Raw genomic sequence first — 24,037 nt, 5'->3', positions numbered from 1 at the left:
GGCGTTCTTACCTAGCCCAACCGGCTGAGTATATCGAATTCCTGCGTAACGGTACTTTTCTGCGGAGCAATTGTCTGCCTCAGCATGGCGCAATACAAGCCTTGAATCGATTGGCTGAATTTTTGCGAACAATTAAAAATTACATTTGGAGGATTGAACATGGTGGAGAACAACAGCACTACAAACGCCACGGAGAACGAAGAATTTGTGATTACACGCGTTCTCGATGCGCCGCGCGAGCTCGTATTTAAAGTATGGACAGAAGCGGAGCATATGCAACATTGGTGGGGACCGAAGGGGCTCTCGATAATTGTGGCCAAGCTGGATGTCCGACCGGGCGGCATATTCCATTACATCATGCGAGATCCGGACGGAAACGAAATGTGGGGAAGGTTCACTTACCGTGAAATCGCCGCGCCGGAGCGGATTGTCTTCGTCAACTCCTTTTCCGATGCGGAAGGCAACATTACACGGCCGCCGTTCGACGAACCATGGCCGATGGAAATACTAAATACGGTTACTTTTTCCGAGCTTGACGGCAAAACGACTCTCACCCTTAGAAGCATCCCCGTTAACGCTACAAAAGAAGAAGTGCTTGTATTTCAGTCGGGCTTCGAATCGATGGAGCAAGGATACGGCGGAACGTTCGACAAGCTCGCCGAATACTTGGCAAAGGTGTAAACCTACAGCCGCCCGCCGGAACCGGCAGGCGGCTTTTTATTGCCCAATCGGGCGGGGGCTTGCTCCTATTCCAAAACCGCCCTTTTGTAGTCGGTGATGACGGGTTGCATCGGAGCCAGCAGTCTGTCTGCCACCTTCTGCATCCGTTCATTGCCCGCCAATAGCTGGATGACGAGATGCGTTGCATTCGTCCTGATCATCCTTTGCGCGGATTGCGCTGCCAATGCCAGCCCTAGCCCTTGATCGCGGTAGACCTCGCGGATATACAACGCCCTGTACAGCAACGTATCCGTCAATTCCCGATCGACGATCGACCAGCCCGCGATCTCATCGTCAAGCTTCAGCACCAAGCTGCAATCGGTCTCGATAGTACCATCATTGAGAAGAGGCATGAAGTAAGCGTTGAAGTCTTTTTCCTGCAACGTATTCATGACCGCTATTTCGTCTCGCTGAAGCTCGCTCCACGGAATCACATGGCAGCGGGCGGACAGCTTGAACCGGTGGATCCACGGGCTGTCCCGACCGGCGGATATGTCGCAGCGGTAGAATCGGCTGTACACGGCGGGCAGCTGCCATCCTGATTTCAATAGCACTCGCTCCAGTGCCTGGTATTTGTTTATGGCATAGTACTCCACGCACGCTCGCCTCAAGTTATTCCTGCTCAGACAAGTCTTCAGTTCCTGCATCAGTGCGCTGCCGATGCCGAGATTCCGGAAGCGCTCGTCTACGAATAGGGAAAGCACTCTCGCCGGCTCATCGTGTATAGGGGAATGAACAAGGAGCAGTCCGACGGGCTCGCCCATAAAGCAGGCGCCAAGAGCTATTTTCTCCGCTTCCGACTCCGCTTCCGGCTTAACCATCCAGTCCCTGTAGGCTCGATATGTAAAAGGCCGGTATGGCCCCGACGCTTCCGGTGTGAGCTTAATAATTTCAATCAAAGGCATGCGTCCCCTTTCCGAAAAAGAAAAGAAGCCGAAACGTTCATTCCGGCTCCGCCTCAAAATGACTTATTATCTCCTCTTCGGAGGCATTCCTGACGGGACTGTCGAATCATACTGAATAAAGCTAGCGAATGTCGTTCCTCCTGCGACATGCTCCAATTCCGCGTCATCAAGCTCTCGCTCTGCGTCGGAAGAAGGGACGCTGAGCAGCGCCTTCGCCTGGATCTCTCCATTCTCGTCCTCCGAGATTACAACTTCGATACCCTCCGGCAACTCCAGACCGGTCAACTCCCGGATAGCCTGCTTCGGACTGGTCAGCGCCAAAGCCCGGAATTGAGCATCCTCCGAAGCGCGTTGCTTAAATACCTCGAATTGCTCATTGGCTTTTTCAATTGTCCAACTCATGCTTCATACCTCCTTCTTAATGTTCAACACAATGAACTCATTATATCGGGAACTGCGGTGAAAATCCGTACCCCATTCGGGGTATCTTTCAGCAAAGTCAGACAACCTGTCGCGCAGCGAGCCGGGCGAACGGTCCGTCCTGCCGCAGAAGCTCCTCGTAGCTTCCCTGCTGGGCGATCCTTCCTTTGTCCATCACGATAATCCGATCCGCGTGAACGATCGTACTTAGCCTGTGGGCGATAACAATTCTCGTACTGTTCATACCGCGCAGCATCGTCGTAATCTTCTCCTGCGATTTCTGGTCCAGCGCGCTTGTAGCTTCGTCGAGTAGAACGATCCTCGGCTTATGCACAATGGAACGGGCGATCAGAATCCGCTGCTTCTGCCCTCCGGATAAGCTTCCCGCGCCTTCCGAGAGGACGGTATGCATCCCCATCGGGAGCCGGCCAATTTCCCCGTCCATCCCGACCTGCTGCGCCGCATTCCACGCGTCCTCTATCGTATACTCGCTGCTCTGGCCGATAATATTCTGCGCGATATCGCCGGCCCATAAGCGGCCGTTTTGCAACACCACGCCGCACTGTCGCCGTACTGCCCGAAGGTCCAGCCCGCTCAGGTCCTGGCCATCGAAATACACGGCACCCTGCTCCGGCTTTTCGAAGCCGATGATCAAACGCAGAAGAGTGGACTTGCCGCTGCCGGAACCACCGACAATCGCTACGTATTCCCCCGGCTTGATCTGCAGCGATACATTGTCGAGTATCGGCGGGCCGTTCCCGTCGTATCGAAAAGTGACCTCGCTCAATTCGATCGCGCCTTTCAAATCACCCGGGTCTTCCCTGCTCGCTTCCGTCTCCGGCTGTTCCTTCATAAGCGGCTTGACCCGCTCGTACAGCGGCTTCAGCTCAAACAGCGGAATAGACGAAGCGCAGAAGGCGACAACAGAGCCGATCAATGTCGCATATGCGGCATGAAAGGCGGCGAAGGCGCCCGGACTCATTCGTATGTCCGAAGCCGAAATGACCCAGAACAATACCAGACTCGATAAAATGGGATAAGCGCTGTTGATGACGGCCAGCCGATTGCCGGACTCGCGAAGTCGATACACATGCGCGCGCTGCACACTGAATGCGCTGCTCCAGCAGTTGAAAGCGCGCTGCTCGGCCGCAGCCACACGCAGCTTGGGCATATTGGCTAGAAGCTGTACCAGCAATCCGCCTACCTTGCCTTCTTGCTCGGTTTTCCGTTTCGTATGCTTCGCCAGCTGAATGCTCAGCAAAACGAAAAGTGCCGTATAGACAGCTGTCAATATAACAGCCAACCAGGCCAACCCGGGCTGATACCAGAACAACAAGCCGAACTGCAGCACGGAAAATAGCGCAATCGACATGCCGGATACGAGCCAACCGGATATCAAATGAAAGATGGAGCTCACTCCCCCGATGCGGCTGGCCAAATCCCCTGCGTTATATTGGCGAAAAAAACCGACCGGCATATTCAGCAGCCGATCCCAGGTCGCACTATGAAGCGATGCTCCCCATGTTCCAAACAGCCGAAGCCATGCCATGGACTGCGTTACCCGGAAGCCGAAGCTTGCAAAGGCAATGCATACCAATAGGGCCAACACCTGTAACAGCTGGTCGGGTTCAGCCGCAGGAATGATTTTGTCTATGATAAGGCCGGTCGCGGCCGGCAAGCACATGCCGAGCAAACCTAGACTCAGTCCGGATGTCAGCCCCCAAGCCACATCCTTCATCGCTCTGGGGGTACGCAGAAACCCGGCGATATCCTTGGGTATCAGGGAACGGTAAGGCAGTGGACGGTACAACTCGTAAGCGAACGGACTCAATTGCGCTGCCAGTCGCTCTGTAACGATAACCGGCTTCTCTCCCGCCTCGCCGCTAATCCCGTATGCCCTGCCCCCGATCGGAAGCAGCGCCGCCGGCCGACCGTCCCCGCGGAAAGCGAGCAGCGGTCCATTGTCTTCACGCCACCACCCCGTACGCAACGCAACCTTGCGGTAGCGAATGCCGGCCTCACGGAACAAGTCCTCCGCCATACGACCCGGCTCCCATCGTTTCGGTGCTTGCAGCTCGATGCCGATGTAATCGCAAACTATACGAGCGCAAAAGAGCAGAGGATCGCGATGATCCGTGAATTGTTCCAGCGTCTGGAGGCCTTTCTTATCGACAACCGCTGAAAATCGGCGGACCGCTTCCTCCATGCTAAGCTTATCTTGCTCCAGTCTCTTCGCGATCCTGGCTTGTTCTTCCCGATTCGCGTGACGATGCTGATGGAGCAGCTTATGTACCAGGTGTCGGTGAAAAAAGCACATAGACGCAGGCAAGTCGTTGAGCTGCAGAAGTGTGAGGGTGTCGGCCGTATGCAGACGATTGCCTTTCGGAGATGCCGTCCAAACGGAGCGCATCAGCGGCACGTATACGCCTGGCGGTACCGCCGGCAAGTCGCTGTCCTGCCACAGGCCGGGAAATCCGCCTTCCGCCCGAACCCAGACAACCTGCGCTTCCGAGGTGAAAACCGCCGGTGCCCAGACGACGATATCGGACATGGGCACCACTTGCTGGGCTTGAACAGGAGCTGTATCGGCAACGGCGGCGGAGCTCAGATTAAGCAGCCACTCGTTTAGCAATCTAGACCCCCGAGTCTGCAGTTCGAGCCTGTCATCATGCCCGGCAGCGCCGGTTAATTGCTCGAAACGGCAGCTCGCGAGCACCGTATCCGGCATCACCTCGGCAAGCCAGCCGAAGTCGCCTTCATCGGTTCGAGGCAGGTCAAACCAAATTTGCCCGGTCTCCACCGTCAGAACATGCGATTTCGAGCCGGCTGCTGCGCCTTGTGCAATTCGGACCGAATAAATCTCCACCGATCCTCGCTCGACGTAATGCATCGACATCGACGGGCACTCTTGCAGCATCAAGGAAGTTCTGGATTGGTATTGCCGCCGTACCTCGGCGATCTTAATCCAATCGGATGTCATGAAGCCTCACTCCTCTCCGAGGCGTAGAACAGCTGTCGGTAATAACCATCCCTATGGAGCAATTCCTCGTGAGTTCCCGTCTGTACAAGTCTTCCTTGATCAAGCACCGCGATGAGGTCGCAATCCCGGATTGCGCTGAGCCTATGGGCAATGATGACGCAGGTACAGCCTCTTCTGCGAATATTGTTATAGACGGTGGCCTCTATCTCCGGATCCAAGGCGCTGGTCGCCTCATCCAATATGAGGATGGACGGCTGCTGTGCAAGCGCTCTGGCGATTTCCAGCCGCTGCGCCTGTCCTCCGCTGAAATTTCGGCCGCCTTCCTCCAGCAAATGATCATATCCGCCCGGCCTAGCCGCGATGACTTCATGGATGCAGCTATCCTTAGCCGCTTGCACGACAACGGCATCGGGTATCGTTTGATCCCAGAGGGTGATGTTGTCGCGAATCGTCCCTTCGAACAGCCGGATATCCTGATCGACCAGCGATACGGAGTTGACCAGAACGTGCCGGGGCAGCTCGGAGCGCAGCCGACCATCGAATTCCACGGTTCCGTTCCACGGCTGGTACAAACCGGATACAAGCTTCGACAATGTCGACTTCCCGCTGCCTGATCCTCCTACTATGGCAACCATTGTGCCGGGAGGAACTTCCAGTGTAAGCTGTTCGAGAAGCGGAGGATCCAGAGGGCTATAGCCGAACGTAACGTTCCGAACGGCCAAAGCCCCGGATAGCTTGGCCGGCCATTCGTGCCGCTCCGTCCCTTCGCCGGTTTCCGACACAGCGGAATGAGCCGTATCGGCGGGATGCTTGAGTACATCGTCGAGTCGGGATAAATGCCCGCGCATCTCTTGCAATTGTCCGCCCATCGATACCAGGTTGTTAATGGGCGTGAGAAAACCGGCGGTAAAGCCGAGAAAGGCGAGCAGCATCCCGACCGTAAAGGAACCGTTCAGCACGAAGACACCGCCGATGACGAGAATGAGGGCGTGATTCAAATGCTCGAGCAGCACGGGGATCGCCGACAAGTACTGGTTGGATACGCCGAGCGATTGTTCCGCACGGGTCATGTTGGCCTGATGTCCCGCCCAGCGGGCGAAGAAATCCGATTCCCTGCCGCTGGCTTTAAGGGACTCCATATTGATGAGACCGGCGATAGAGGCGCCTCCAAGCTTTCCCTGGTCCATTTGAAGCTTCTGGTTCCGGTCCGTCTGCTTGCGAGATACATACAGCAGGTACGTCACGTTAAGTCCGGCGACCATCATGGAGGCAAACGCCAATCGATAATCGTAGAGCAGCATAAAGGTGAAGTAAAATCCCGCAAGCAACACGTCGATGACGGTGCCGGCAAGCTTTTCGGTTAAAAATTGGGCGATTCTGTCGTTCGCCTGCGCTCTTCCCGCAATTTCCCCTACGAAGCGCTGTGCGAAGAAGCCGACGGGCAAGCGGAGTATGTGCCAGACGAAGGAGCCAGCCAGACTGAGGGAAACCTTCGTTTCCAATCTCAGCAATGCAAATTGTCTTAAAGCGGTCAGCATGAAGCGGAGAATGACGGCGACAAGCATGCCCAGAAGCACGGCTCCTCCCCATTCCATCCGTCCGGCCATCAGCATCCGATCTACGAACAGCTTCAGGAACAACGGAATGAGTACCCCCGTACCCGCCAAACCGAGACCCGCAGCGATCAGATAGACGATTTCCCATTCGTACCCCTTCAGCCGTTGCAGCAACGACGAGCTCACAGAAAATCGGCGCCCCTCCCGAATGAACGTCTCTCCCGGCGCCATAGTCAGCACGACTCCCGTATAGGAGCTCTCGAACTCCTCCAGGCTTACCGAGTACGGACCGTGCGCAGGATCGTTCAGAAACGCTTTGCCGCGGAAGAAGCCTTCCACCACGAGAAAATGGTTGAAATTCCAATGAATAATAAACGGAGGCATCAGCGACTTGAGGTTTTCCGGATCTTTTTTGTAGCCTTTGGCCTCCATACCATATTTGCGGGCGGCTTTTAAAATATTGCTTGCCTTGCTCCCGTCTCTGGACACCCCGCAGTCGTACCGAAGCGTCTCTATGGGAATATGGCGTCCGTAATAAGCGAGTACGATAGCGAGCGAAACCGCGCCGCATTCGGCCGCTTCCATCTGTAGAATCGTCGGTGTAAAAGCTCGGGTACCGCCGTATAGCTTGGATAATAATGACGTCTTCATTGGATTTCACCTCCTAACGCGATCAGAAAATCCATTCGATCGGATGTGTTTTCCCAATGATAAATTGGGCGGAGCACAGCATTCCCGTCTTCACGGACATGCCGGGCTCTGCGCGCTGGGCGGTCCAGCGCAGTCCGGTCGGGTGCGACCGATCCTTCTGTAGAATCACCCGGACCTCGACCATGGGTCCGGCTTTCATGTATGTTGCCGCCAGCTCGCGGTTCCCGGTCGTGCGCTCCATATCCTCCAGTCCTTCCGGCACCTGCGATACGGTTGCAACCTCGCCGAGTATGGCTCCGTTCGCATTGGCGTAATCGCCGTTCGGCCACACCCTTGCCTGTATGCCGGGCTTCAGGCTTTTGCCCTGCTCCACCGGAACGTAGACGATGGCCTCGAATTTTTCTTCGGAGCCCGCCGCTTCCAACGTGAAGAGCGGCTGTCCGGCCTGGACCCACTGACCCGGCTGCACGTGCACTTTCAGAATGCGGCCGTTCTGCAAGCTTACGACTCTGGATTTGAGAAGCAATCGCTGCGCACTGTCAGTTGAATCGTCCCGGACCCCGTTTTCCGGCCACGAAGGATCGAAGATTCTCGCGACCGAATCGCCCCGCCGTACGGTCTCCCCGGGCTTTACCCCTATATCCGTCACTTGCCCCGCAGAGGTATGAACGATCGTCGCGAACCCGTCTTGCAGCACGAATACGCCGCTTCCGGTCATCTTCACCGTAACCGTACCTGTCACGGCCCATATGAAAAACGCGACGAGCAAAACTAAAATGGACAGAAGGGCGATCCAATGTCGCGGATGGGCGATGGTCATCAATACATCCAGCTTCTCGGGCGAAGACATCTTCTCTAGAGAGGACTGGCGGAAAATATTCGGATTCATCGCGTCGTCCCCTCCGTTCGCCAATATTTCGGCGTTAATGAAAATATTTGCACGAGCTTCCCGTTGTCGGCCTCGTCACGGGACTTAAAATTATAGGTTCGGACTACGCCTTCCCAAGGTCCGATTCCTTCAAGCGCCTCGTACATCGGGTCAGGCTCTGCTGCAGCGGCCAGACCGGCGGACATGGCTATCAGCCGTACGGCGTCATAAGCGGCGGCAGCCATCCGGCTCGGCGCGGTGCCGTAGGCAGAGCGGTACCGCTCTGCGAAAGCCGCCGTGCGTAATCTGTCCGCATTTACGTCGAAGTCGGAGTAACCGTACACTTCACCCTTATACGCCAAAAGGAAGTCTGTGCCCGGAATCGACGGTCCGGCAATAAGCGGATATTGCGCTCCGGACGCTTCCAACCCGGCGCTGATTTCCGAGGTTGCTTCCCCGCTGCTGTCATAAACGATTACAGCTTCTGTCTCCAGAATCCTCCACCTGTTGCTTGCGTTGATCAGCGCTGTCCGTGCGGGAATTCTAGTCAGCCGGTCCACTACCAATTTCCCCCGCTGATCGGCCGCTTTTTCCAGGGCCGCAGCAAATTGCTTACCCGGATTGCTGTCCTCGTAATAAATCGCAACTTTGTCGTAGCCTTGCCGAACCAACAAATCCGCCACTTCCTTGGCGTAGACCTCGGGTGACGGCGCCAGCGCAACAGAACGATCCGCAGCCGCCAGCGCCCCATTCAAGATGATTGCTGGCAGGCCTTGCCTATTCGCCGAATCCGTTTGTGCTGCCGCGATGGCGAATACGGGAGCCGGAGCCGGATCCTCGATCCGTCCTGCCTCTCCGTTGCCCCGGTAATCCGGCCTCAGCTTCAGAGGCGGCAAATCGGAGCTAAGCTTCAAGTCCGCTACAGCCAGTTCAACACCTTGCTTGATGGAGGCTGCAGCGCTCGCCTCTCCCGGGAGAATAACTGCAAACGGCACCTCGGGCGCTGCACTGTCACCGGCTAGCAGGGCCGGCGCGGACGATGGCACGGGCATTTCGGTCCAAGCCGCGGTCCAATGCCATAGAGGAATCGCGAGGAGGACTGCCAAGCAGGCGGGAACGATTTTATTAAGCATAATTTGATTCCACGTCTTCATGGTGAACAGCCGGTCGTACTGCAATTGCGAGGCCAACACGACGACGACGGCTGCTTGAGCCGGACTCGCTCCCGCCACCACGGAGCCGGTGCCTATACAAATCATTCCAGCGAAGATGGCCATCATCGGAGGAATGAAGCGGCTAAGCAGCAAAACGACGGCAAACAGCGCAACGAGCGCTCCCGCGGCCGACATATGATGGGAAATCCACCCGGCGGTCAGATGCTGCATACCGGAGCCCTCGTACAGCCCTGCCACTCCAACCAGCAATGCAAATACAATGTACGGCTCATATTTCACTTCGCCGGCGATAGTCTTGCTCATCAGCCCGCAAACGGTCAAGGCAAGCACCATAAGCAAGCTGATCCCCAGCAGGCTGATGCCCAGCCAAGGTGCCAGCACCATAGCCAAGCCGCCGCCAAGCATGATAATCAGGGCGGCGGTCTCCTTGATCGACCAGCTGCCCATTATCGACAGCTGAGCGGATAGGATGGCAGGGTCGGGCGCAAAGAGTTCACCCTCCCGTTTCATAAACGATTTGGCCGTATTATAAAGGAACATGACCGCCACCAGAGGCAAAGCCGCCATCATCCAATGCGAAAATCCATAATTGTCCGCTAGGGCGCCTGGAATCAACGCCATTGCAAACCAGCACAGACTGGATGATTGGATAAACAGAAGAGAATACGCATCCGCATGACGCCGCTCCCGATCCTTAATCTGTAAAAGAGCGAATGCATCGCTACGCAGTCTGGAAGACGGTAGCAGCAATACCGATAACGCAGACATTATTTCGATCATGGCCCCATACCGCTTGCCCTTGTTCTGAAATCGCAGAGCTAGCGCAAGCAGCAAACGCTGCACGACACCGGATCGATACATGGCTTGCGCCGACATCGTTAGAGCCAATGCGGTGAGCAGCGGCGCGGAAGCAGCAGCGATTCCCCTGCCGTACTCGAACTCGACACCCGGCAGCGATACGGCGGCGGCCCCCATAAGCACCGACACTAACGGCAGCGAAGCGACCCCGCAGGCTGTGAGCAGCAAGGCTGTTATTCCTATGGCCCCTAGCGCGCATACCGTATTCGGCTCGCCACCCGCACGCATTGCATAATAGGTAAGAAGACCGGAAATGAGCGATACTGTCATGCATAACGCTCGGGACAGCGGCGAACGCCAGCGGTCCGCTTCTATACTGACCTCTCCCCGGTACTCGCTTGGCCGCGCGTCAGTGGCCGCTGACGTCGAACGAATTTCCTCGGACAACATCGATTCGGATATCGCCGGATCATCGCGCGTCAAGCCCTCTGAACTCGACTGACGATTCACCCTGGCTAGACGCTTGGCAAGAATACCGGCAAATTGAACGGCAAGCGCGTTGTGCTCGTACAAGATCCGATCGAATGATTCCTTGATCAGCTTAAGCACAACCAGGTCGCTCTCCGCCCTAGCGGAGGCCGAGCGCGGATCTCCCGTCAGCAAAGCCATTTCTCCGAAATATTCCTTCTCGCCCAAGATCGCCAGAGTCGTTTCGTTCGTTCCGGAGCCCAGATAAATTCTGGCTTTGCCTTGCATAACGATGTACAAGGAATCGCCGAATTCGCCTTCCTCGAACAATAAATCCCCTTTGCAGTAACTGAGCTGGGTGAATTCCTGCAGCAGTGCAGCCTTGTGCACCCGATCCAGACCTTCAAACAGCGGAATCTCCAGAAATGTAAGCTTATTCAAGCAACATATATCTCCTTCCAAAAATCAAATCCGTTCGATTCCGAGCAAATGAAAAAGCCGAATCGTGTCAAGCGCACATTCCGGCTTTTCCATTTTGTGTTCTTTTCCGTTCCCATGTTAATAATTATAAGCTCGCTTCCGATCCTGTATATAACCCATTTGGGGTATATCCGTATAGTTCCGCATCCGAACACCGATAAAACCGGAACACGACTCCGATCGTTCCGTTATTTCTTACGATAGCGTACGATCCGTGAAACCAACCTTGTCCGGCATGCGTCAATGTAGTTAGGAGGCGAGAGCATGATCGAAATATACAATGACCCCAAAGGGGACGCTTACTGCTGGCTGATCGACTATGCCATGAGTCGTTGCCCCGTGTTTGCTTTGGCCGACCGGGGATGGAAAGGTTCGGGGGACGCATGTTCCCGCGTATTCGAAGCGCTGGAGCCGTATTTAATCCGCATGCAAAGCTGCGAGAGTGCGATCGGGATGTCCGCTATCGCATACTCGCTTGAGGGAACGATCTATTATTATCGCTGCGACCCGGAAGCGGCGATAGTTATAAAAGAGGCCGCATCGAGCCTGTTCGCTTGGCAGCATCCTCATTTGCCGGAAGATTTATGCTTTTTGGACGAAAACGGCAAAGACTGGCTGTACAATGTGGCCCACGAACAGATGGCCGGTCTTCACATAGGGGAAACGGAAGGAAAGGAGATCTCGGAGACGGTTGACGGCTTGTTTCTGAAAAGCGGATTTAATTCCTCTCTCGACTATTTGATTCGCGATGCCATCCGGCACCAAGCGGACAAATTGCATATAGAAGGATTCGGAATCGACCGAATTCCCGAACAGATCGGTCTTATTCGATCGTTAGTCTCTCTTACCGTCTTCGAAGACGATGTCGTCCGGCTGCCGGACAGTTTGTTTGAGTTGGAGCGGCTCGAGCATTTGCGCATCTGGACGAAGGACCTGGAATGCATTCCGCCTCAAATCGGCAAGCTGCATAGCCTGAAAACACTGGAGATCAGCTGCGGCTGCTATACGAGTCTTAAACCAGGAGAGCCGGTAATCGATAAATCCGAGGTAAGCGTGACCGAGCTTCCCGCCGAAATCGGTCTGCTTGCGAATTTGGAAATATTGACGATCCATTATACCGGGATCCGTAGCTTGCCCCCGGAATTTACGAATTTGCAAAAACTGAAGTTTTTGGATATCACAAACAATGAGTTCGATTGTTTTCCTCCCGAGATCGAATGTCTTCCTAATTTGCAGCACGTCTGTCTGGGCATCGGTTGGATCGACGTGAGAGCCTTCTTTCGAGTATGGGAGGAGCGGCTTGGACTTGCGGCGCGCGATCGCGGAGAATGGATGATCCGACAGCAATTAAACGGGCGCAACGAGACCGAATATATAGTCGAGCTTAAGTGGACTCCTGCAGCCATGGATAACGCAGGACACGGGGAGCCGTACGAGGGGGAAACCTCGACCGACAAACCGAATCCGCCGGGTACGGTGCTAGTGAGCGTCGACGCGTACAGCGGGCGGCTCTGCTCCTATCTTGTCGTTCGCTGCGAAGAATGGTTTGAAGGGGGCGGGCCAGCCGGACCCATGCTGTCGGCCTGCGAAGATCGCAAAAAGGTTGCTTTGAAGTGGATATACGCAAATGCCGATTTCCGAGAAGAGGCCGATCGGCTTCAATTCGTAAAGGAAACGGAGAGTCGCGGACGAGTTTCGTTGCACTTCCGGGAAGTATATGACGGCGTTCCGCTCTATCCTCCGAACCCGATCTCGGTCGATATGCTGGAAGACGGCACCGTTACGGGCTATTCGTCCTACGGAACATCCGCTGTCCATCATTCCTTCGACAGCGAATCGGTTGCTCCCGTTCCGGCGGCCGGCACCGTCCGCGAATATGCCCGCGAGTATTTTACGTTGGTGCATATACCGGATCGCTTGTCGGGCGAAGGATATGCTTCGCGAAGCTGGGTGTACGGAATGGAAGAGACATTTATCGACTTCCGCGGCGGGGGGACTGTTCCTTACGAGTTCGATACCCGGAACTTCGGCAAGCCTCCGCTGAACCGTACCATAGAATGGACCGAGGAAGAGCTGGCGCGCGAAACGGTCGTACCCGCCGCGCCGGCGAACGAAAAAATCGGGGAGCGAATACGCCGTTTTATTGAAGCTGCGGAAATCCGTTCCACTCGTATCGACTGGAACGTTAAACACCCGGATGGCGTTCCGATCGGGGAGGAGGAAGCGGAGCGAGCATACCGGACGGTTATCGCCTGGGCTATGCGGACGAAACCGGAGCAGTCGGGGATATGGATGCTTGAACGGCTCACCCGCCATAACGGGATGTTGGTCGCCGCGATCCGACGAAAGGAAGAAGCATACCGCGACATACTTGGCAAAATCAAGCTGTTCCTTGACGCCAATAGCGGCGGTTTGATCGAGGTGATGGAACGATCCCCGGCCGAACCGGCTTCGGTCCCCGAGCTGCTTCCGGCAGTTGGAGCTTTCGCCCGCTTAGAGGAGCAAGTGGTATGCAAGCCATATTATGTTTGGAACAGCGAATCCGACTCCTATCGCTTCATGCATTTGCTGGATTGCGAGACCTTCGTGGATGCGCAAACCGGCGAATGTCTGGATAAGCTTTAATCGGTTTCGATACGCGCGACGTCCTTAATAAATACCGGCATGATGCTTGGATTCGAGAGTTCAAGAGACCTCTTTCGGTTTGATCGGCCCAATCGAAGTCTCGAAGTCCTCCTTGTTCACGCGTCAGAGCATTAGCGGTTGCCGGCGTCCTTCGGCACGATTGCGCCGAAGCGCTCCAGCTCTTCGCGCAATTGCGTGATCGGAACTGCCCGTACCGAACAGTTCCGATCGACGGCGATCGCCGCCGCCATGCCGGCGGCCTGTCCGGTAGCCATGCAGCTGGCCTGTACGCGAAAGGCAGAATTGGCCATCCTGTCGCCCGACACGCAGCGTCCGGCAACGAGCAGGTCGTCGCTTCCTTTCGGAATCAGCGCCCGGTACGGCAGTGTCGGAACGATTCCTGGCGCAATCATTTTTTGCTCGATATGAAATCCGCTATGGTGGTGCAGATCGATCGGGTAAAAGCTGTAGCACACCGCGTCAGGCCAAACGTAGCCGGAAACGTACGACTGCTCGTCGACCTCCGCTTCCCCGTCGATGCGCCAAGTTTCGCGAATTCCGCATTCGCTCGCGAAATGTCGGACCTCGATCTTCTCGCATCCCGGGACCCGGCGCAGCATCGTAACGGTGTCCAGCAAATGCCGCCTCGCCTTGACCTCCGCAAGCGTCCTCGTCTCCGATTCCGAACCGTCGATGTCTTGAATGTGCATATTGATCCGTCCCGACTTGAGGTCGTTGTACAGTCCGTGGCGGTTCCGGCTTATTTCCCCGGACCGGAGCGCCTCCTCATACTCGCGATTCAGCATGTCGGTGTCGATCGCCGAAATATCGTAGCCGCCAATATCGTTGATCAGCGTGCCCGGCTGAAGCTGCTCGCCTTTTTTTCGCGCGTATCCCATCAAGCCTGTCACATCGGCGTCGCCGGTCGCATCGATCAGCTTGTTCGTCTTGTACCATTTCAAGCCCGACTTGCCTACGAGCGCGACATAAGTTCCACCCTCGCCCTTCAGAACCGCGGCAGGCATTTCGTGCAGACGCAAGCTTACGCCCGCTTCGAGGCAGAGCCGGTCGAGCACGGCGCTGTATATGAACCGATTAACCGTAATTTGATGCATCCAATGCCTTTGGGGAACGACGGAGAAATCCGGAAGCTCCGCTCCGCCCAGCTCTGCGGTTCGTTCAATGATTTCCCAGCCGATGCCGCGAATGACCTGCTTGCCCCAGGCGTGAAACAGGCCGGGGAAATTGACCGAGGCTACGATCGTCGTGCCGCCGAGTATGCCGTTTTTCTCCACGAGCGCCGTTCGCTTCCCGGCCCGGGCTGCCTGAATGGCCGCCGTGCATCCTGCAGATCCGCCGCCGAACACCATGATGTCGTACTCGCCATGAATCGCGTCTCCCGACGGCATCGGGATAGTTGCAGGCCGCCCCCCGTATAGCCCGTCACTCATTTGCGCACCGCCTCTTCCAACGCTTTATTCGCTTGCTCCTCGGTCAGTCGCAACGCCGTGTTCACATCCATCTCTCCGATCATGACCTTGGCCAAATTCGCGCTGAGCGGAGACAGCACCAAGCCCTCGTTCGCGGAGCGTACGATCGGGGAGGCAGGCTTATTCGTAAACAGCGCTTCGACGATTTGTTTGTCTTTAAAAGCGGTATCTTGCGCAAACGCATCGCGGACCGCTTTCGTTTTGACGACGGGAATGAATCCTTTCCGCGACAGCTGCATTTGGAATTCGTCCGAAACCATAAAGTTCAATACTTCCATCCCCTGATCCTTGTACTTGCTCGTGCTCGTAAGAAACAGACCGTTCGGATAAGGCTGCGAGCCGACCCCGGGCAAATCTCCGAACACAGGCAAGCTGACAATTCCCCAATTGAACGTGTTAAAGTCCGGCTGCAATTGCAAATAGAAGTTCATGACGAACATGGCCATATTTTTGTCTTTCATGAAATTATCGTTGTTGAACGTTTTCTTTATTGATGTTACATATTGGCGATAACCGTTCGCATCGGTCGGCTCGAGAATCGTTTTGCTTACGAGCTTGCGGTACGCATCGGTATTGATCGCCGCTTTGCCCGTCGCTTCGTTAACGAACGGCAAGGAATACGGATTCATCGTGAGCATGTGATTGACGGAAACGCCGAGGCCGATGTACTGGACACCGTTGTCGAAGCGGGTCAAACGTTTTCCGAGCTCGATGGTTTGATCCCATGTCATGCCGTTTTTCGGATAGGCGACTCCGAATTTATCGAAAATGTCCTTGTTGTAATAAAGGACCAAACCTCCGTCGTGCAGCGGAAATCCGTACAGCTTCCCTTTGTCGCTGAGCGAGTCGAAAACCGCCGTTTCGAATCGGCTCGTGTCGATTTGATGCGTCTTCATGAGCGGGGATAAATCGTAGTTATACCCGTTATCGATAATATTGGCGCGCATGCCGCCGAGCGAATCATGGATGAGATCGATCGTCTGGCCGGCGGCGATCATACTTTGCAGCGTATTTTTGGCCGATCCCTGGATATAAGTGAATTTGTATTTCGGAAACTTCTGCTTAAGCGCTGTCCCAAACCTTTCGTTCCATACCTCTTCCGTATTTCCGACCGCCCCGAAAATAACGAGCTCAGCCGGCTCGTCGGCATACGATTTTGGCGCCGCCCCGGGCGCCGGCGCATCCGCCTTGTTATTCGTCGCGGTGCAAGCCGCAGTCAGCAAAGCGATAACGAGACTTAAGCCCGTTACAAGCGGTATTCGTTTGGTCGTTCCCATTCAAGCGCTCCCCTTTGTCTTTTTATTGGTATGGCAGGCCTGCTTCCCTTATTTATTGTAGGGGAAAACGCTTTACTTTCTCCATGCACTTTTGTAATCTAAACTATATACAAATGATCGCCGCTTCGGAACAGCAAGTCCGTTCACCGATGATGCAGACGGGGAGAGGTTGAGGATGTCTTTTCCTTTATGCGGACATATACCGCGGCTAACATATTTTCGGCACGTGGTGCGACGCGAGCAATTTTTTCAATACGAAAGCGTTCAGAACGAATGGCTCGTCTTTGCAGTGGAAGACGGGTCGTTTTATTACGAAATCGAGAATCGTCGTGCAACCGCTTCCTTCGGCGATCTTGTGTTTTGTCCGCCGGGCGTCGTCTTTCGGCGGGTCGTCATTTCGCCGGTAACCCTTTTCGTACTCCGGATGGGCTGGGGAGACGATCAGGGAAACGAGCTCGATCCGTCGGGTCTTGACCGCATTCCGGTCGGTAAAGTCAGCCTGCGCGATACGGAGAAGCTTATGGTCGATTATGCCGCCATGAAGCAGCATAACTTCCTTGAAGAGCGATGGAGCATGATCGGCAGAAACCATTACTTGCACCATATTTGGCTGATGTACTGCGAACAGGCGGAACAACTGCCCTCCGCCGAAGCTCCGCGCTCATCGGATCCGCTTATTCTGAAGGCGACTACACTCATACAGACGCAAGCGTTCGAGCGGTTCAGCCTGAAAGCGATAGCCGTATCCCTCGGAGTTAACCGTGTGCAATTATGTCAGAAGTTCCATGCCGAGCTGGGAACGACCCCGATCAAATACGTGACCGCCCTTCGTATCGAAAAAGCGAAGAAGCTGCTCGCCGAAACGAATTTGACGGTGGATCAAATATCCGAATGCTGCGGTTACCAGAACGGATTTTACTTAAGCCGCGTATTTAAAGCCAATTGCCGCATGACCCCGAAACAATACCGTATGGAACACCGGTTGTAAGTCCGCTATGGTGCGGCTTCGCATCGAATTAGACGGTCTTACAAAAAGAGATTGCTCCCGCGCTGCGCTCGGGCTGCAATCTCTTTTTTACTCGACCAGGGTGTCCGGCTGCGACCGATCGGGCAATATCTCCCCCATCGCACCTTCCCTCCCGAGCAAGCTTGTTGTTGTCCCAAGCTTGGACAATAACATGTATCCTTAGTAGGATGACTTCGATTAACGTGGCGACCGCGATTTCACTAAGTGGATCAGGATGGCTCCGATTTCAACTGGGCCGTAATCATCCACATAATACCGTATTTATCTGTAAGCTCTCCGTAAAATATTCCGAAAGGCTGCATTTCAATAGGATATTTGACATGTCCGCCTACTGCAAGCTTCGCGAATGCTTCACCGGCTTCGGATTCCGTTTTGTAATCTATCGTTAATGAGATGCCGGATCCTTGAGTAAACGGTTCGATTGCATCCGCCATGAAGAATGTATTTCCTCCGGCAACAGCCAGACACATATGCATAACTTTGTCTTTAAACTCATTTTGTGCTCCCATTAACTCTCCGTGAGTACTTAAGGACAAAATCTCTCCTCCGAGCGATTGCGTGTAGAACTCGGCTTGAGCTCTCGCATCCTCCGATATGATGTATGGCTTCAAACTTCCCATACTCAACCATCCTTTCCATTGGGGTTTTAGGATTCCACAAGCTTACTCTATCACATTGGCAAAGGTTGCGTTTCTTATGGATTGCTAATCTAATCCCCAGCGCGGCTTTCCCACGATTCAGTCTGCAGTCAACGCGTCGGCCCCCGGAGATTCAAGCAAAACGGTGAAGATGGAATTAGTTTGGGCGCAAGCGCAGACAACATCAGGGTTCTCTACAATGAATAGTGAACAATGGAGCAAATCATGGGTTGGATGGGAACTCGACCGATTAAAAGTCGGCAACCGCCAACCCTTTCCTGCTCTTCTATTCCGAAGCAGCAATGAAACCTGAAAATAAAGGGCACTTCGAGTGCCCTCGAATGTGACGCTTTGTTCTAAAAGCTTAGGTAGTCCGTTCGGAGTCGTTTGATACATATTTCATATATACATAATAATTAATTCCGCTTATTTTGGTATGCTTTTGTTTGATTCGTTTAAATTCCTTAAAACCTAATTTTTCATATAGTTTTAGTGCGCTCGTATTCGTATCCGCAACTCCCTCAAGAACGTATTCGCGATATTGAGGCAAAGCAAATAAATGGTTCATAATCGCGGTTGCAACACCTTTTCTTCTATATTTTCCGGATGTTGCAACAAATCCGACGGATGCAATGTCTTCTCCGGTTTCCAATGAAGGTTTTTGGAACTCGCGTTTGAACACCATGCTGGCAATCGTGCCTTTATAGAAACCTAAATGTTTTCTCAATTCTTTTTTATTATGATCGATACACAGCACAGGACCATTTGTACAAGTTGTGATGCCGGCAATCTCCCCATCTACGACTGCGACATAAAAAGCATCAAGAACAAACATATGCTCTATCGCATCCGCCAATATTTTTTTATCTTTTGTAAAAAACTGCAGCTCTTTACCGAATGCATCAACAAATACCTCGCTGATTTTTTTTCTTGCCATTTCTCCCAATTCGCTTGCACGTTTAATTTCGATCATTGTTAACACCCCTTCGCGTTACTTGCGTACATCATTCACCTTCCTTGTACAAAAACGCGGTAAGAATAGACGAGGATGGCATGGTAAAGCTGTCTTTCAAAGTGATTTTCATCACGGCCAATCCATGTATAGCCGAATAGAAATATATAGCCATTTCATGAGGATTTCCCGAATGGAATTCTCCGAGCTCCTGCCCTCTTTTGATAAGCTCGGCAGTAGAATGAAGCATTTTGCCGTTTAGCTCGGCAATCTCATTTTGTTTTAGATTTGCCTCTCCTGAAAAAAAAGATTGCGACATGAGAATCAATAAATTGGCCAGTTGTTCGCCGGTTATCATGTCGTTGTATACCTCACTGACAAATTGCCCGATTAGTTTTTTAGGTGATTCGTCCAGCCCGAATAAATCGGTAACCGCCCGAATACCTGCAAGCGAAAACTCGACCAATTCACTAAATAATTGTTCTTTTGTCTTGTAATGCCGATAAAGCAGCCCAATACTGATTCCGGCCAAATCGGCAATCGCCTGAACATTTGTGGAGCCGAATCCTTTTTGAACGAACAACTGCATGGCCGCTTCTTGGATTTTCTCTCTTGTTGCGTTGCGCATTTCTTCAAACTGTTCTTTGGTACGCGGCATAAGCTTACCCTCACTTTTATGAGTGAATATATACTCATTATTAAACCGAATAAGATTTTTGTCAATACGAGAAAAAGGATAACTCGACGGAATAGCCGCCGCTTCCGCTTCTGCCCAATCAGTTGTAATAAATAAGAACCGGGCTATTAGCTTTGTTACGTGTAAGGTTTGTCTGTCGTCCATGCCGACGCTCACGAGACCGCAAAGCCATACAATAACGGAACCGTATGCTATTGGCCCGTTTACAAGTGTCGATAGAAAAATAGCGGAAAACGACTCCTCTATTCCGCTGTTCGCTAGCCATTTCACCCCGAGTGATTCAAATAACGGAAGCCAGTGCCGCTATATTAAGGAGTGCAACGAATTTCGGGATGATAACGGTATCTGGTTCCTTTATATACAGTCCGCTACATGTCAAGTCTACCTGAACTCCATCAACTTGCATGCGGAATAGGCTGTCCCAGATAGAAAAGCCCGCGATTTACGCGGACTTCCTGAGGATAATATTATTGTATTCTGACATTACTGACGACGGCCTGCTTGACCCGTTACACGCTGCGGTTGGGAGTCTTCCATAAAATACGGGCGGCAAATACGCTGTTGTCGGCGCCCATTAAAGTTATAAGTCCGCTCATATGAGGCGCTGATTCGAGAGGAGCCAGTTCCTCTCCGGTATACGTTTCAAGCAGCAGTCGACGCATCTCCTCGCCCCACACGCCGCCGTTCTGCATCCATTCGGCTACGGTTACCCATGTCTCCCTTTCGTTCACGTCCACTACCCCGAAGTTGCACAGTCTCGCCCCCCGCTCCGGGACGAGTACGCGTTCGGATGCGCGGATCAAACATAGCCGTTCCGGATCGACCTCGGCGATAAACAATGGAGCACGGTGTCTGAAGATGTGATCGTTGTTGTCCGCCTTTCTCGTATAGACCAGGAACAGCCCATCGCTATGGGTTACCCAGTGCTGCTGGGTGTTGTATGTAAGCACCTCGCTACCGTCATCCCAAGTCCATGCTTTCGGCTCACCGAAATGCAGTCCGTCCGCGCTTCGCGCCACAGCCCCGTGATCATCGGCCCGCAATGTCAAGAAAAACTGTCCCCGGAACCGCGTCAAGGAAGGCTCGACGTAGCCGCGATGCCGGTGAACCGTGAGCTCCGAGCCGTGCTCGATATATCGCAGACTCTCTCCGTCGAAACGACATCGGACAACCGTAGAGTAATTGAAATGACGACCGTTGCTTAAATCCTCGACGGATTTCGAAAAATAGATCGGCAATAAAATATCTCCATTTTCCAAATCGAATCGCTGCGTCGATCCCGCACCCGAAGTGAAAAATGTTGACGGCATCGCCATCTCTCGCCATTCCGTCCAGCTTCGACTACCCGCATCGTATACCGCATATACCGTTTTACGGATCGGCCGGTATATATGATTGCCTTTGTACGTTACGGTATGGCCGATACCCAGAAGCTTGCCGGACGCTTCGTGCCATGCAGGAGTAAAGTCGCTTATGACCTCTTCGAGTCCGTCGCTAAGCGCATGTCGTCCAAGAGCCGGCTGTTCCGCGGGATAAGACCAAGTCTTCCCCATTTCGTCGGAGCGCGTCTCGTTCAAGGCGAAGAAGACGTCGCTGCCGGTTAATTTCAACGGTGACATAGTCACCACTACGGAGGGCTTCTCCCCTTTCACGATACCGGCTCTCGGATGCGTCCAGCAGTAATCCTGTCCCGGAACGAACCCCGAGCTGATCTTATCTAGCCGAATGTCATAGATTGGACTTTTGTGTTGTACATACTCGACCATTCGATCTCGCCTCCTCGTTTACTGCAAATTACGCTCGGCGTAACCTGCACTTACTCGCCGAGATTTGCGCACGATTTTTGACTGGACGACTCCACCAAAGAGCCGCGTGCCCCTATTGTCCAAGCAACTTTCCGAATGTACCATAAAGGTATACTCGACTGCCCGCAGGGTGAAAGAAGCTAGCCGGCTGTTGAAAACCGGCTATTGCAGATCAAAAGATCGGCATGCGGACCGGTTATAGCAACATTCCGTATTTCTGCCTTCTGTTTCGCAAAAGCATCGTGATGTCGCTACATCATGAACGGAAAACTTGAGCATCGTTCATCGTTCAGCCGACGTTCGTCGTAATTTCGAAATCGAAATCGAAGCACATCTCCCGCTCGAGCCGCTTCGCCCGAAGCTTCACGCGGTATACGTCATCCGGCTGGCCCGCATGGTTCAGCGTCTCCAGCCGCTCCGCCTCGGCGTCGAACCATTCCGGCTCGAAGCGCAGCGACAGCGTCGCCTCCCGTCCGCGCCACACCACAGCTCCGTCGCCGAGCTCCGGCTTCAGTCGGCTTATCCATACTTCCTCCAGATGCCCGGGCATCGTATCGAACGCGAAGATGTCCCGCACATGAAGCGCCGCTCGATCGGAGCCGGGAATGCATTCCCAGCCGAATTTCCGCTTCCACAGCCGTAGGTGCTTCACGTCGTACGCTTTCGTCGCATCGATCTCAATTCTCAGAGCTCCGTTCCCATGGCGTTCTTCAACCAACATTTCAGCTCTACGGGCGGCGCCCGCCAGCTGTGGGCAGCCGTCGACGACCGGCACGGAATGGCCTTCGGAGCCGTTATGGATCATCGAATAGCGTTGCGGACCGAAATAATCGCGCGTATATAAGCCGGCTCCCAAATCCGTCAGCAGGTCCTCGCCGCCGGCGTGCAAAATAAAATGTCCCAGATCGTTATGGTTATGCGGCTCTGCGTTATGTCCTCCCTTTGCAGCAAACCCGGTAGGCATACCGCCGATATGTCCGCGATCGACGATCCATTGCAGGTCGTCGAAAACCGCCGTCCCGTCCGGTACCGGCCGTCCGAGCAAAGACGGGTCCGTCCAGCTCGCGTTTCTCAAGACGGTCGGCCATCGGTAGCAGTGGTCTGCGTGAAATGACGGCATCTCCCGCAATTCCGGAACCGGCATGCCGAGCCGGGACGCCAGCCTGCATAACAGTCCTGGAGTAGGCATCCACGAACCGTCCGCATCGGAGAAGGCCGGATAATGCGTACCGGAGAAGCAAGACTCGGCCGGAAAAGCGGCGATCCGCTTTACTTTCGGCATGTTCATCAAATCGAGAGCGCCTGCGGTAACCGTATGCAGCATGTCCGCATAGTAGACATAATAGCCGAAGCCGTACGCCCAATAGGTGATCCCTTCCGCGCAGCCGCCGTCGTTGCCGTAACCCAATAGAAAACATTCCATCGCCCGAACGACGCGATCTATCGCGGCGGTAAGCCGTTCGCGGTCGTCCACCAGCAGGAGCGCCGCCATTCCGGCCGCGCCGGCGCACACCGCGGACCAATTCATCATAGACGATTCCCAGCCGAACGGGACCGGATCGTCGAACAGCGGACGCAACACGCGACGTTCGATTTCGCCGCGCACCCGGTATTCGATCCAGGGATCCAGCCGGCCGGCGAGCAATACGACGCACTCGGCCAGCGCATGCGCCGTCTCCGCGGCGAACAGATCCACGATTTGCTCCGGTGGTCTCCGGCTCGCCCGGTTCGCTTCGACACCGACCGGCAAATGCGCCGGCAAGCACCACGTAAATTCCTCGCACATTTCCCAGATCAGATCGTGCAGCGCACCCATATACCGGTCCGTCTCGTCGATTACGGAAGTCATCGTCAACGCCAGCAGCCTCCCCCGCCGTTCGAAGTACGGGGTTTCGTACTCTTTGCGCGTTCCATCCGTCTCGAATGCGCGGAACAAGGAGAATGCCAGCGGAGGGATCGGTTCTTCGGCGGCCCGCTGCGCCTCCCGACGGATTTCCGTCAGCAGCTTTTGCAGATGGGGCGCCTCCCGCATCGCAAGCAACCGCTCCGGGGTCCATTCCGACGCGTAGGGGTACGCGTTTCCATCCCTGGGGGGCATTTTCATAACGGCATTTTTAATCTCGGTAAATGGAATCATATCTCTCCTCCATCCGGATGCAGAAATCCATTCGTCAAATGACGGTTTGGCCAATCGTTCATCTTGCTGTTTCCTCCCCGAGCCGTTTCGCGATTCGCTTCTGTCTATCCAAACTATAACAAGTCAACGTGTACATTTGTAATCTTTTTTGAGAAAAAATGTTGTTCCGTCGCTATAATCGATCATAAACATGCAAGCCTGAATTGCAGATCCAGCATGGGACAAGCAGATTCGCAGGCTAGACCCGCCGCCTCAAAACATTGGAGAAATTTAGGATAACGAAAAAAAGAGCAGCTTAATGTCAATGGAATCTGACAATAAACTGCTACCGCTTACTCTTCCTATTCACATGTTCTCGGTCCGAAACG

Annotated in this window: 16 protein-coding genes; 3 read left to right on the top strand and 13 right to left on the bottom strand. The window is 54.0% G+C overall.

Translation table 11 applies throughout. The annotated features are described in order from the left end of the window. The first annotated feature begins 159 nt into the window (after positions 1–159). Positions 160–681: an SRPBCC domain-containing protein gene (locus tag FE784_RS03380; protein ID WP_139600705.1), complete on the top strand. Its 522-nt coding sequence runs from the start codon at positions 160–162 to the stop codon at positions 679–681. 65 nt (positions 682–746) lie between these two features. On the opposite strand, the gene FE784_RS03375 is transcribed toward FE784_RS03380, so the two are convergent. The 6 genes from FE784_RS03375 to FE784_RS03350 all read right to left on the bottom strand — a co-directional run bounded on the left by FE784_RS03375 (position 747) and on the right by FE784_RS03350 (position 10,982). Next, on the bottom strand, positions 747–1,619 hold the full coding sequence (locus tag FE784_RS03375) for a GNAT family N-acetyltransferase (RefSeq protein ID WP_176705934.1): 873 nt from the start codon (positions 1,617–1,619) through the stop codon (positions 747–749). Positions 1,620–1,691: 72 nt separating this feature from the next. Next, positions 1,692–2,027 carry a hypothetical protein gene (locus tag FE784_RS03370; protein ID WP_139600703.1) on the bottom strand — a complete coding sequence of 112 codons (336 nt, stop codon included), beginning with the start codon at positions 2,025–2,027 and terminating at the stop codon, positions 1,692–1,694. A gap of 97 nt (positions 2,028–2,124) precedes the next feature. After that, complete coding sequence (locus FE784_RS03365) at positions 2,125–5,025, bottom strand: NHLP bacteriocin export ABC transporter permease/ATPase subunit (RefSeq protein WP_139600702.1); 2,901 nt, start codon at positions 5,023–5,025, stop codon at positions 2,125–2,127. Further along, entirely contained in the window at positions 5,022–7,232 is a 2,211-nt protein-coding gene (locus FE784_RS03360) for an NHLP family bacteriocin export ABC transporter peptidase/permease/ATPase subunit (RefSeq protein ID WP_139600701.1), read from the bottom strand. The genes FE784_RS03365 and FE784_RS03360 overlap by 4 nt, the downstream gene beginning before the upstream one ends. Before the next feature lie 22 nt (positions 7,233–7,254). Beyond that, complete coding sequence (locus FE784_RS03355) at positions 7,255–8,121, bottom strand: HlyD family efflux transporter periplasmic adaptor subunit (RefSeq protein WP_139600700.1); 867 nt, start codon at positions 8,119–8,121, stop codon at positions 7,255–7,257. Then, positions 8,118–10,982, bottom strand: a complete 2,865-nt coding sequence (locus tag FE784_RS03350; protein WP_176705933.1) for a cyclic nucleotide-binding domain-containing protein — start codon at positions 10,980–10,982, stop codon at positions 8,118–8,120. The genes FE784_RS03355 and FE784_RS03350 overlap by 4 nt, the downstream gene beginning before the upstream one ends. Before the next feature lie 303 nt (positions 10,983–11,285). Here FE784_RS03350 and FE784_RS03345 point away from each other — a divergent pair, with 303 nt between their 5' ends. Next, on the top strand, positions 11,286–13,646 hold the full coding sequence (locus FE784_RS03345; RefSeq protein WP_139600698.1) for a leucine-rich repeat domain-containing protein: 2,361 nt from the start codon (positions 11,286–11,288) through the stop codon (positions 13,644–13,646). Between the two features lie 131 nt (positions 13,647–13,777). Here the strand turns inward: FE784_RS03345 and FE784_RS03340 are convergent, their stop codons facing one another. Both FE784_RS03340 and FE784_RS03335 read right to left on the bottom strand, forming a co-directional pair. Continuing rightward, positions 13,778–15,097 carry an FAD-dependent oxidoreductase gene (locus FE784_RS03340; protein ID WP_218103740.1) on the bottom strand — a complete coding sequence of 440 codons (1,320 nt, stop codon included), beginning with the start codon at positions 15,095–15,097 and terminating at the stop codon, positions 13,778–13,780. After that, complete coding sequence (locus FE784_RS03335) at positions 15,094–16,413, bottom strand: ABC transporter substrate-binding protein (protein WP_139600697.1); 1,320 nt, start codon at positions 16,411–16,413, stop codon at positions 15,094–15,096. The genes FE784_RS03340 and FE784_RS03335 overlap by 4 nt, the downstream gene beginning before the upstream one ends. Positions 16,414–16,588: 175 nt before the next feature. On the opposite strand from FE784_RS03335, the gene FE784_RS03330 reads away from it, so the two are divergent. Continuing rightward, positions 16,589–17,401: an AraC family transcriptional regulator gene (locus FE784_RS03330; RefSeq protein ID WP_139600696.1), complete on the top strand. Its 813-nt coding sequence runs from the start codon at positions 16,589–16,591 to the stop codon at positions 17,399–17,401. Positions 17,402–17,649: 248 nt separating this feature from the next. Here the strand turns inward: FE784_RS03330 and FE784_RS03325 are convergent, their stop codons facing one another. The 5 genes from FE784_RS03325 to FE784_RS03305 all read right to left on the bottom strand — a co-directional run bounded on the left by FE784_RS03325 (position 17,650) and on the right by FE784_RS03305 (position 23,669). Next, positions 17,650–18,060: a VOC family protein gene (locus FE784_RS03325; RefSeq protein WP_139600695.1), complete on the bottom strand. Its 411-nt coding sequence runs from the start codon at positions 18,058–18,060 to the stop codon at positions 17,650–17,652. 382 nt (positions 18,061–18,442) lie between these two features. Continuing rightward, complete coding sequence (locus FE784_RS03320; RefSeq protein WP_246131886.1) at positions 18,443–19,051, bottom strand: GNAT family N-acetyltransferase; 609 nt, start codon at positions 19,049–19,051, stop codon at positions 18,443–18,445. 31 nt (positions 19,052–19,082) lie between these two features. Beyond that, positions 19,083–19,871 (bottom strand): TetR/AcrR family transcriptional regulator, encoded by a 789-nt coding sequence (locus FE784_RS03315; protein WP_342779073.1) that lies wholly within the window; start codon positions 19,869–19,871, stop codon positions 19,083–19,085. Positions 19,872–20,236: 365 nt separating this feature from the next. After that, positions 20,237–21,493, bottom strand: coding sequence for a sialidase family protein (locus FE784_RS03310; RefSeq protein ID WP_139600694.1), 1,257 nt, complete (start codon positions 21,491–21,493; stop codon positions 20,237–20,239). 328 nt (positions 21,494–21,821) lie between these two features. After that, entirely contained in the window at positions 21,822–23,669 is a 1,848-nt protein-coding gene (locus FE784_RS03305) for a heparinase II/III domain-containing protein (RefSeq protein ID WP_139600693.1), read from the bottom strand. Positions 23,670–24,037 lie beyond the last annotated feature (368 nt).

It is taken from the genome of Paenibacillus hemerocallicola (assembly GCF_006265175.1).
In the GTDB taxonomy this organism is placed as follows: domain Bacteria; phylum Bacillota; class Bacilli; order Paenibacillales; family NBRC-103111; genus Paenibacillus_AB; species Paenibacillus_AB hemerocallicola.
Note: the sequence above shows the minus strand (reverse complement) of the source record. Positions and strands in the feature narration are given on the sequence as shown.

Bases quoted from the DNA above. Each gene is read 5' to 3' on its own strand.
- FE784_RS03355 (WP_139600700.1), bottom strand. From the start codon at position 8,121: ATGAATCCGAATATTTTCCGCCAGTCCTCTCTAGAGAAGATGTCTTCG.
- FE784_RS03305 (WP_139600693.1), bottom strand. From the start codon at position 23,669: ATGATTCCATTTACCGAGATTAAAAATGCCGTTATGAAAATGCCCCCC.
- FE784_RS03370 (WP_139600703.1), bottom strand. From the start codon at position 2,027: ATGAGTTGGACAATTGAAAAAGCCAATGAGCAATTCGAGGTATTTAAG.
- FE784_RS03380 (WP_139600705.1), top strand. From the start codon at position 160: ATGGTGGAGAACAACAGCACTACAAACGCCACGGAGAACGAAGAATTT.
- FE784_RS03315 (WP_342779073.1), bottom strand. From the start codon at position 19,871: ATGGACGACAGACAAACCTTACACGTAACAAAGCTAATAGCCCGGTTC.
- FE784_RS03340 (WP_218103740.1), bottom strand. From the start codon at position 15,097: ATGAGTGACGGGCTATACGGGGGGCGGCCTGCAACTATCCCGATGCCG.
- FE784_RS03345 (WP_139600698.1), top strand. From the start codon at position 11,286: ATGATCGAAATATACAATGACCCCAAAGGGGACGCTTACTGCTGGCTG.
- FE784_RS03365 (WP_139600702.1), bottom strand. From the start codon at position 5,025: ATGACATCCGATTGGATTAAGATCGCCGAGGTACGGCGGCAATACCAA.
- FE784_RS03360 (WP_139600701.1), bottom strand. From the start codon at position 7,232: ATGAAGACGTCATTATTATCCAAGCTATACGGCGGTACCCGAGCTTTT.
- FE784_RS03325 (WP_139600695.1), bottom strand. From the start codon at position 18,060: ATGGGAAGTTTGAAGCCATACATCATATCGGAGGATGCGAGAGCTCAA.
- FE784_RS03335 (WP_139600697.1), bottom strand. From the start codon at position 16,413: ATGGGAACGACCAAACGAATACCGCTTGTAACGGGCTTAAGTCTCGTT.
- FE784_RS03320 (WP_246131886.1), bottom strand. From the start codon at position 19,051: ATGATCGAAATTAAACGTGCAAGCGAATTGGGAGAAATGGCAAGAAAA.
- FE784_RS03310 (WP_139600694.1), bottom strand. From the start codon at position 21,493: ATGGTCGAGTATGTACAACACAAAAGTCCAATCTATGACATTCGGCTA.
- FE784_RS03330 (WP_139600696.1), top strand. From the start codon at position 16,589: ATGTCTTTTCCTTTATGCGGACATATACCGCGGCTAACATATTTTCGG.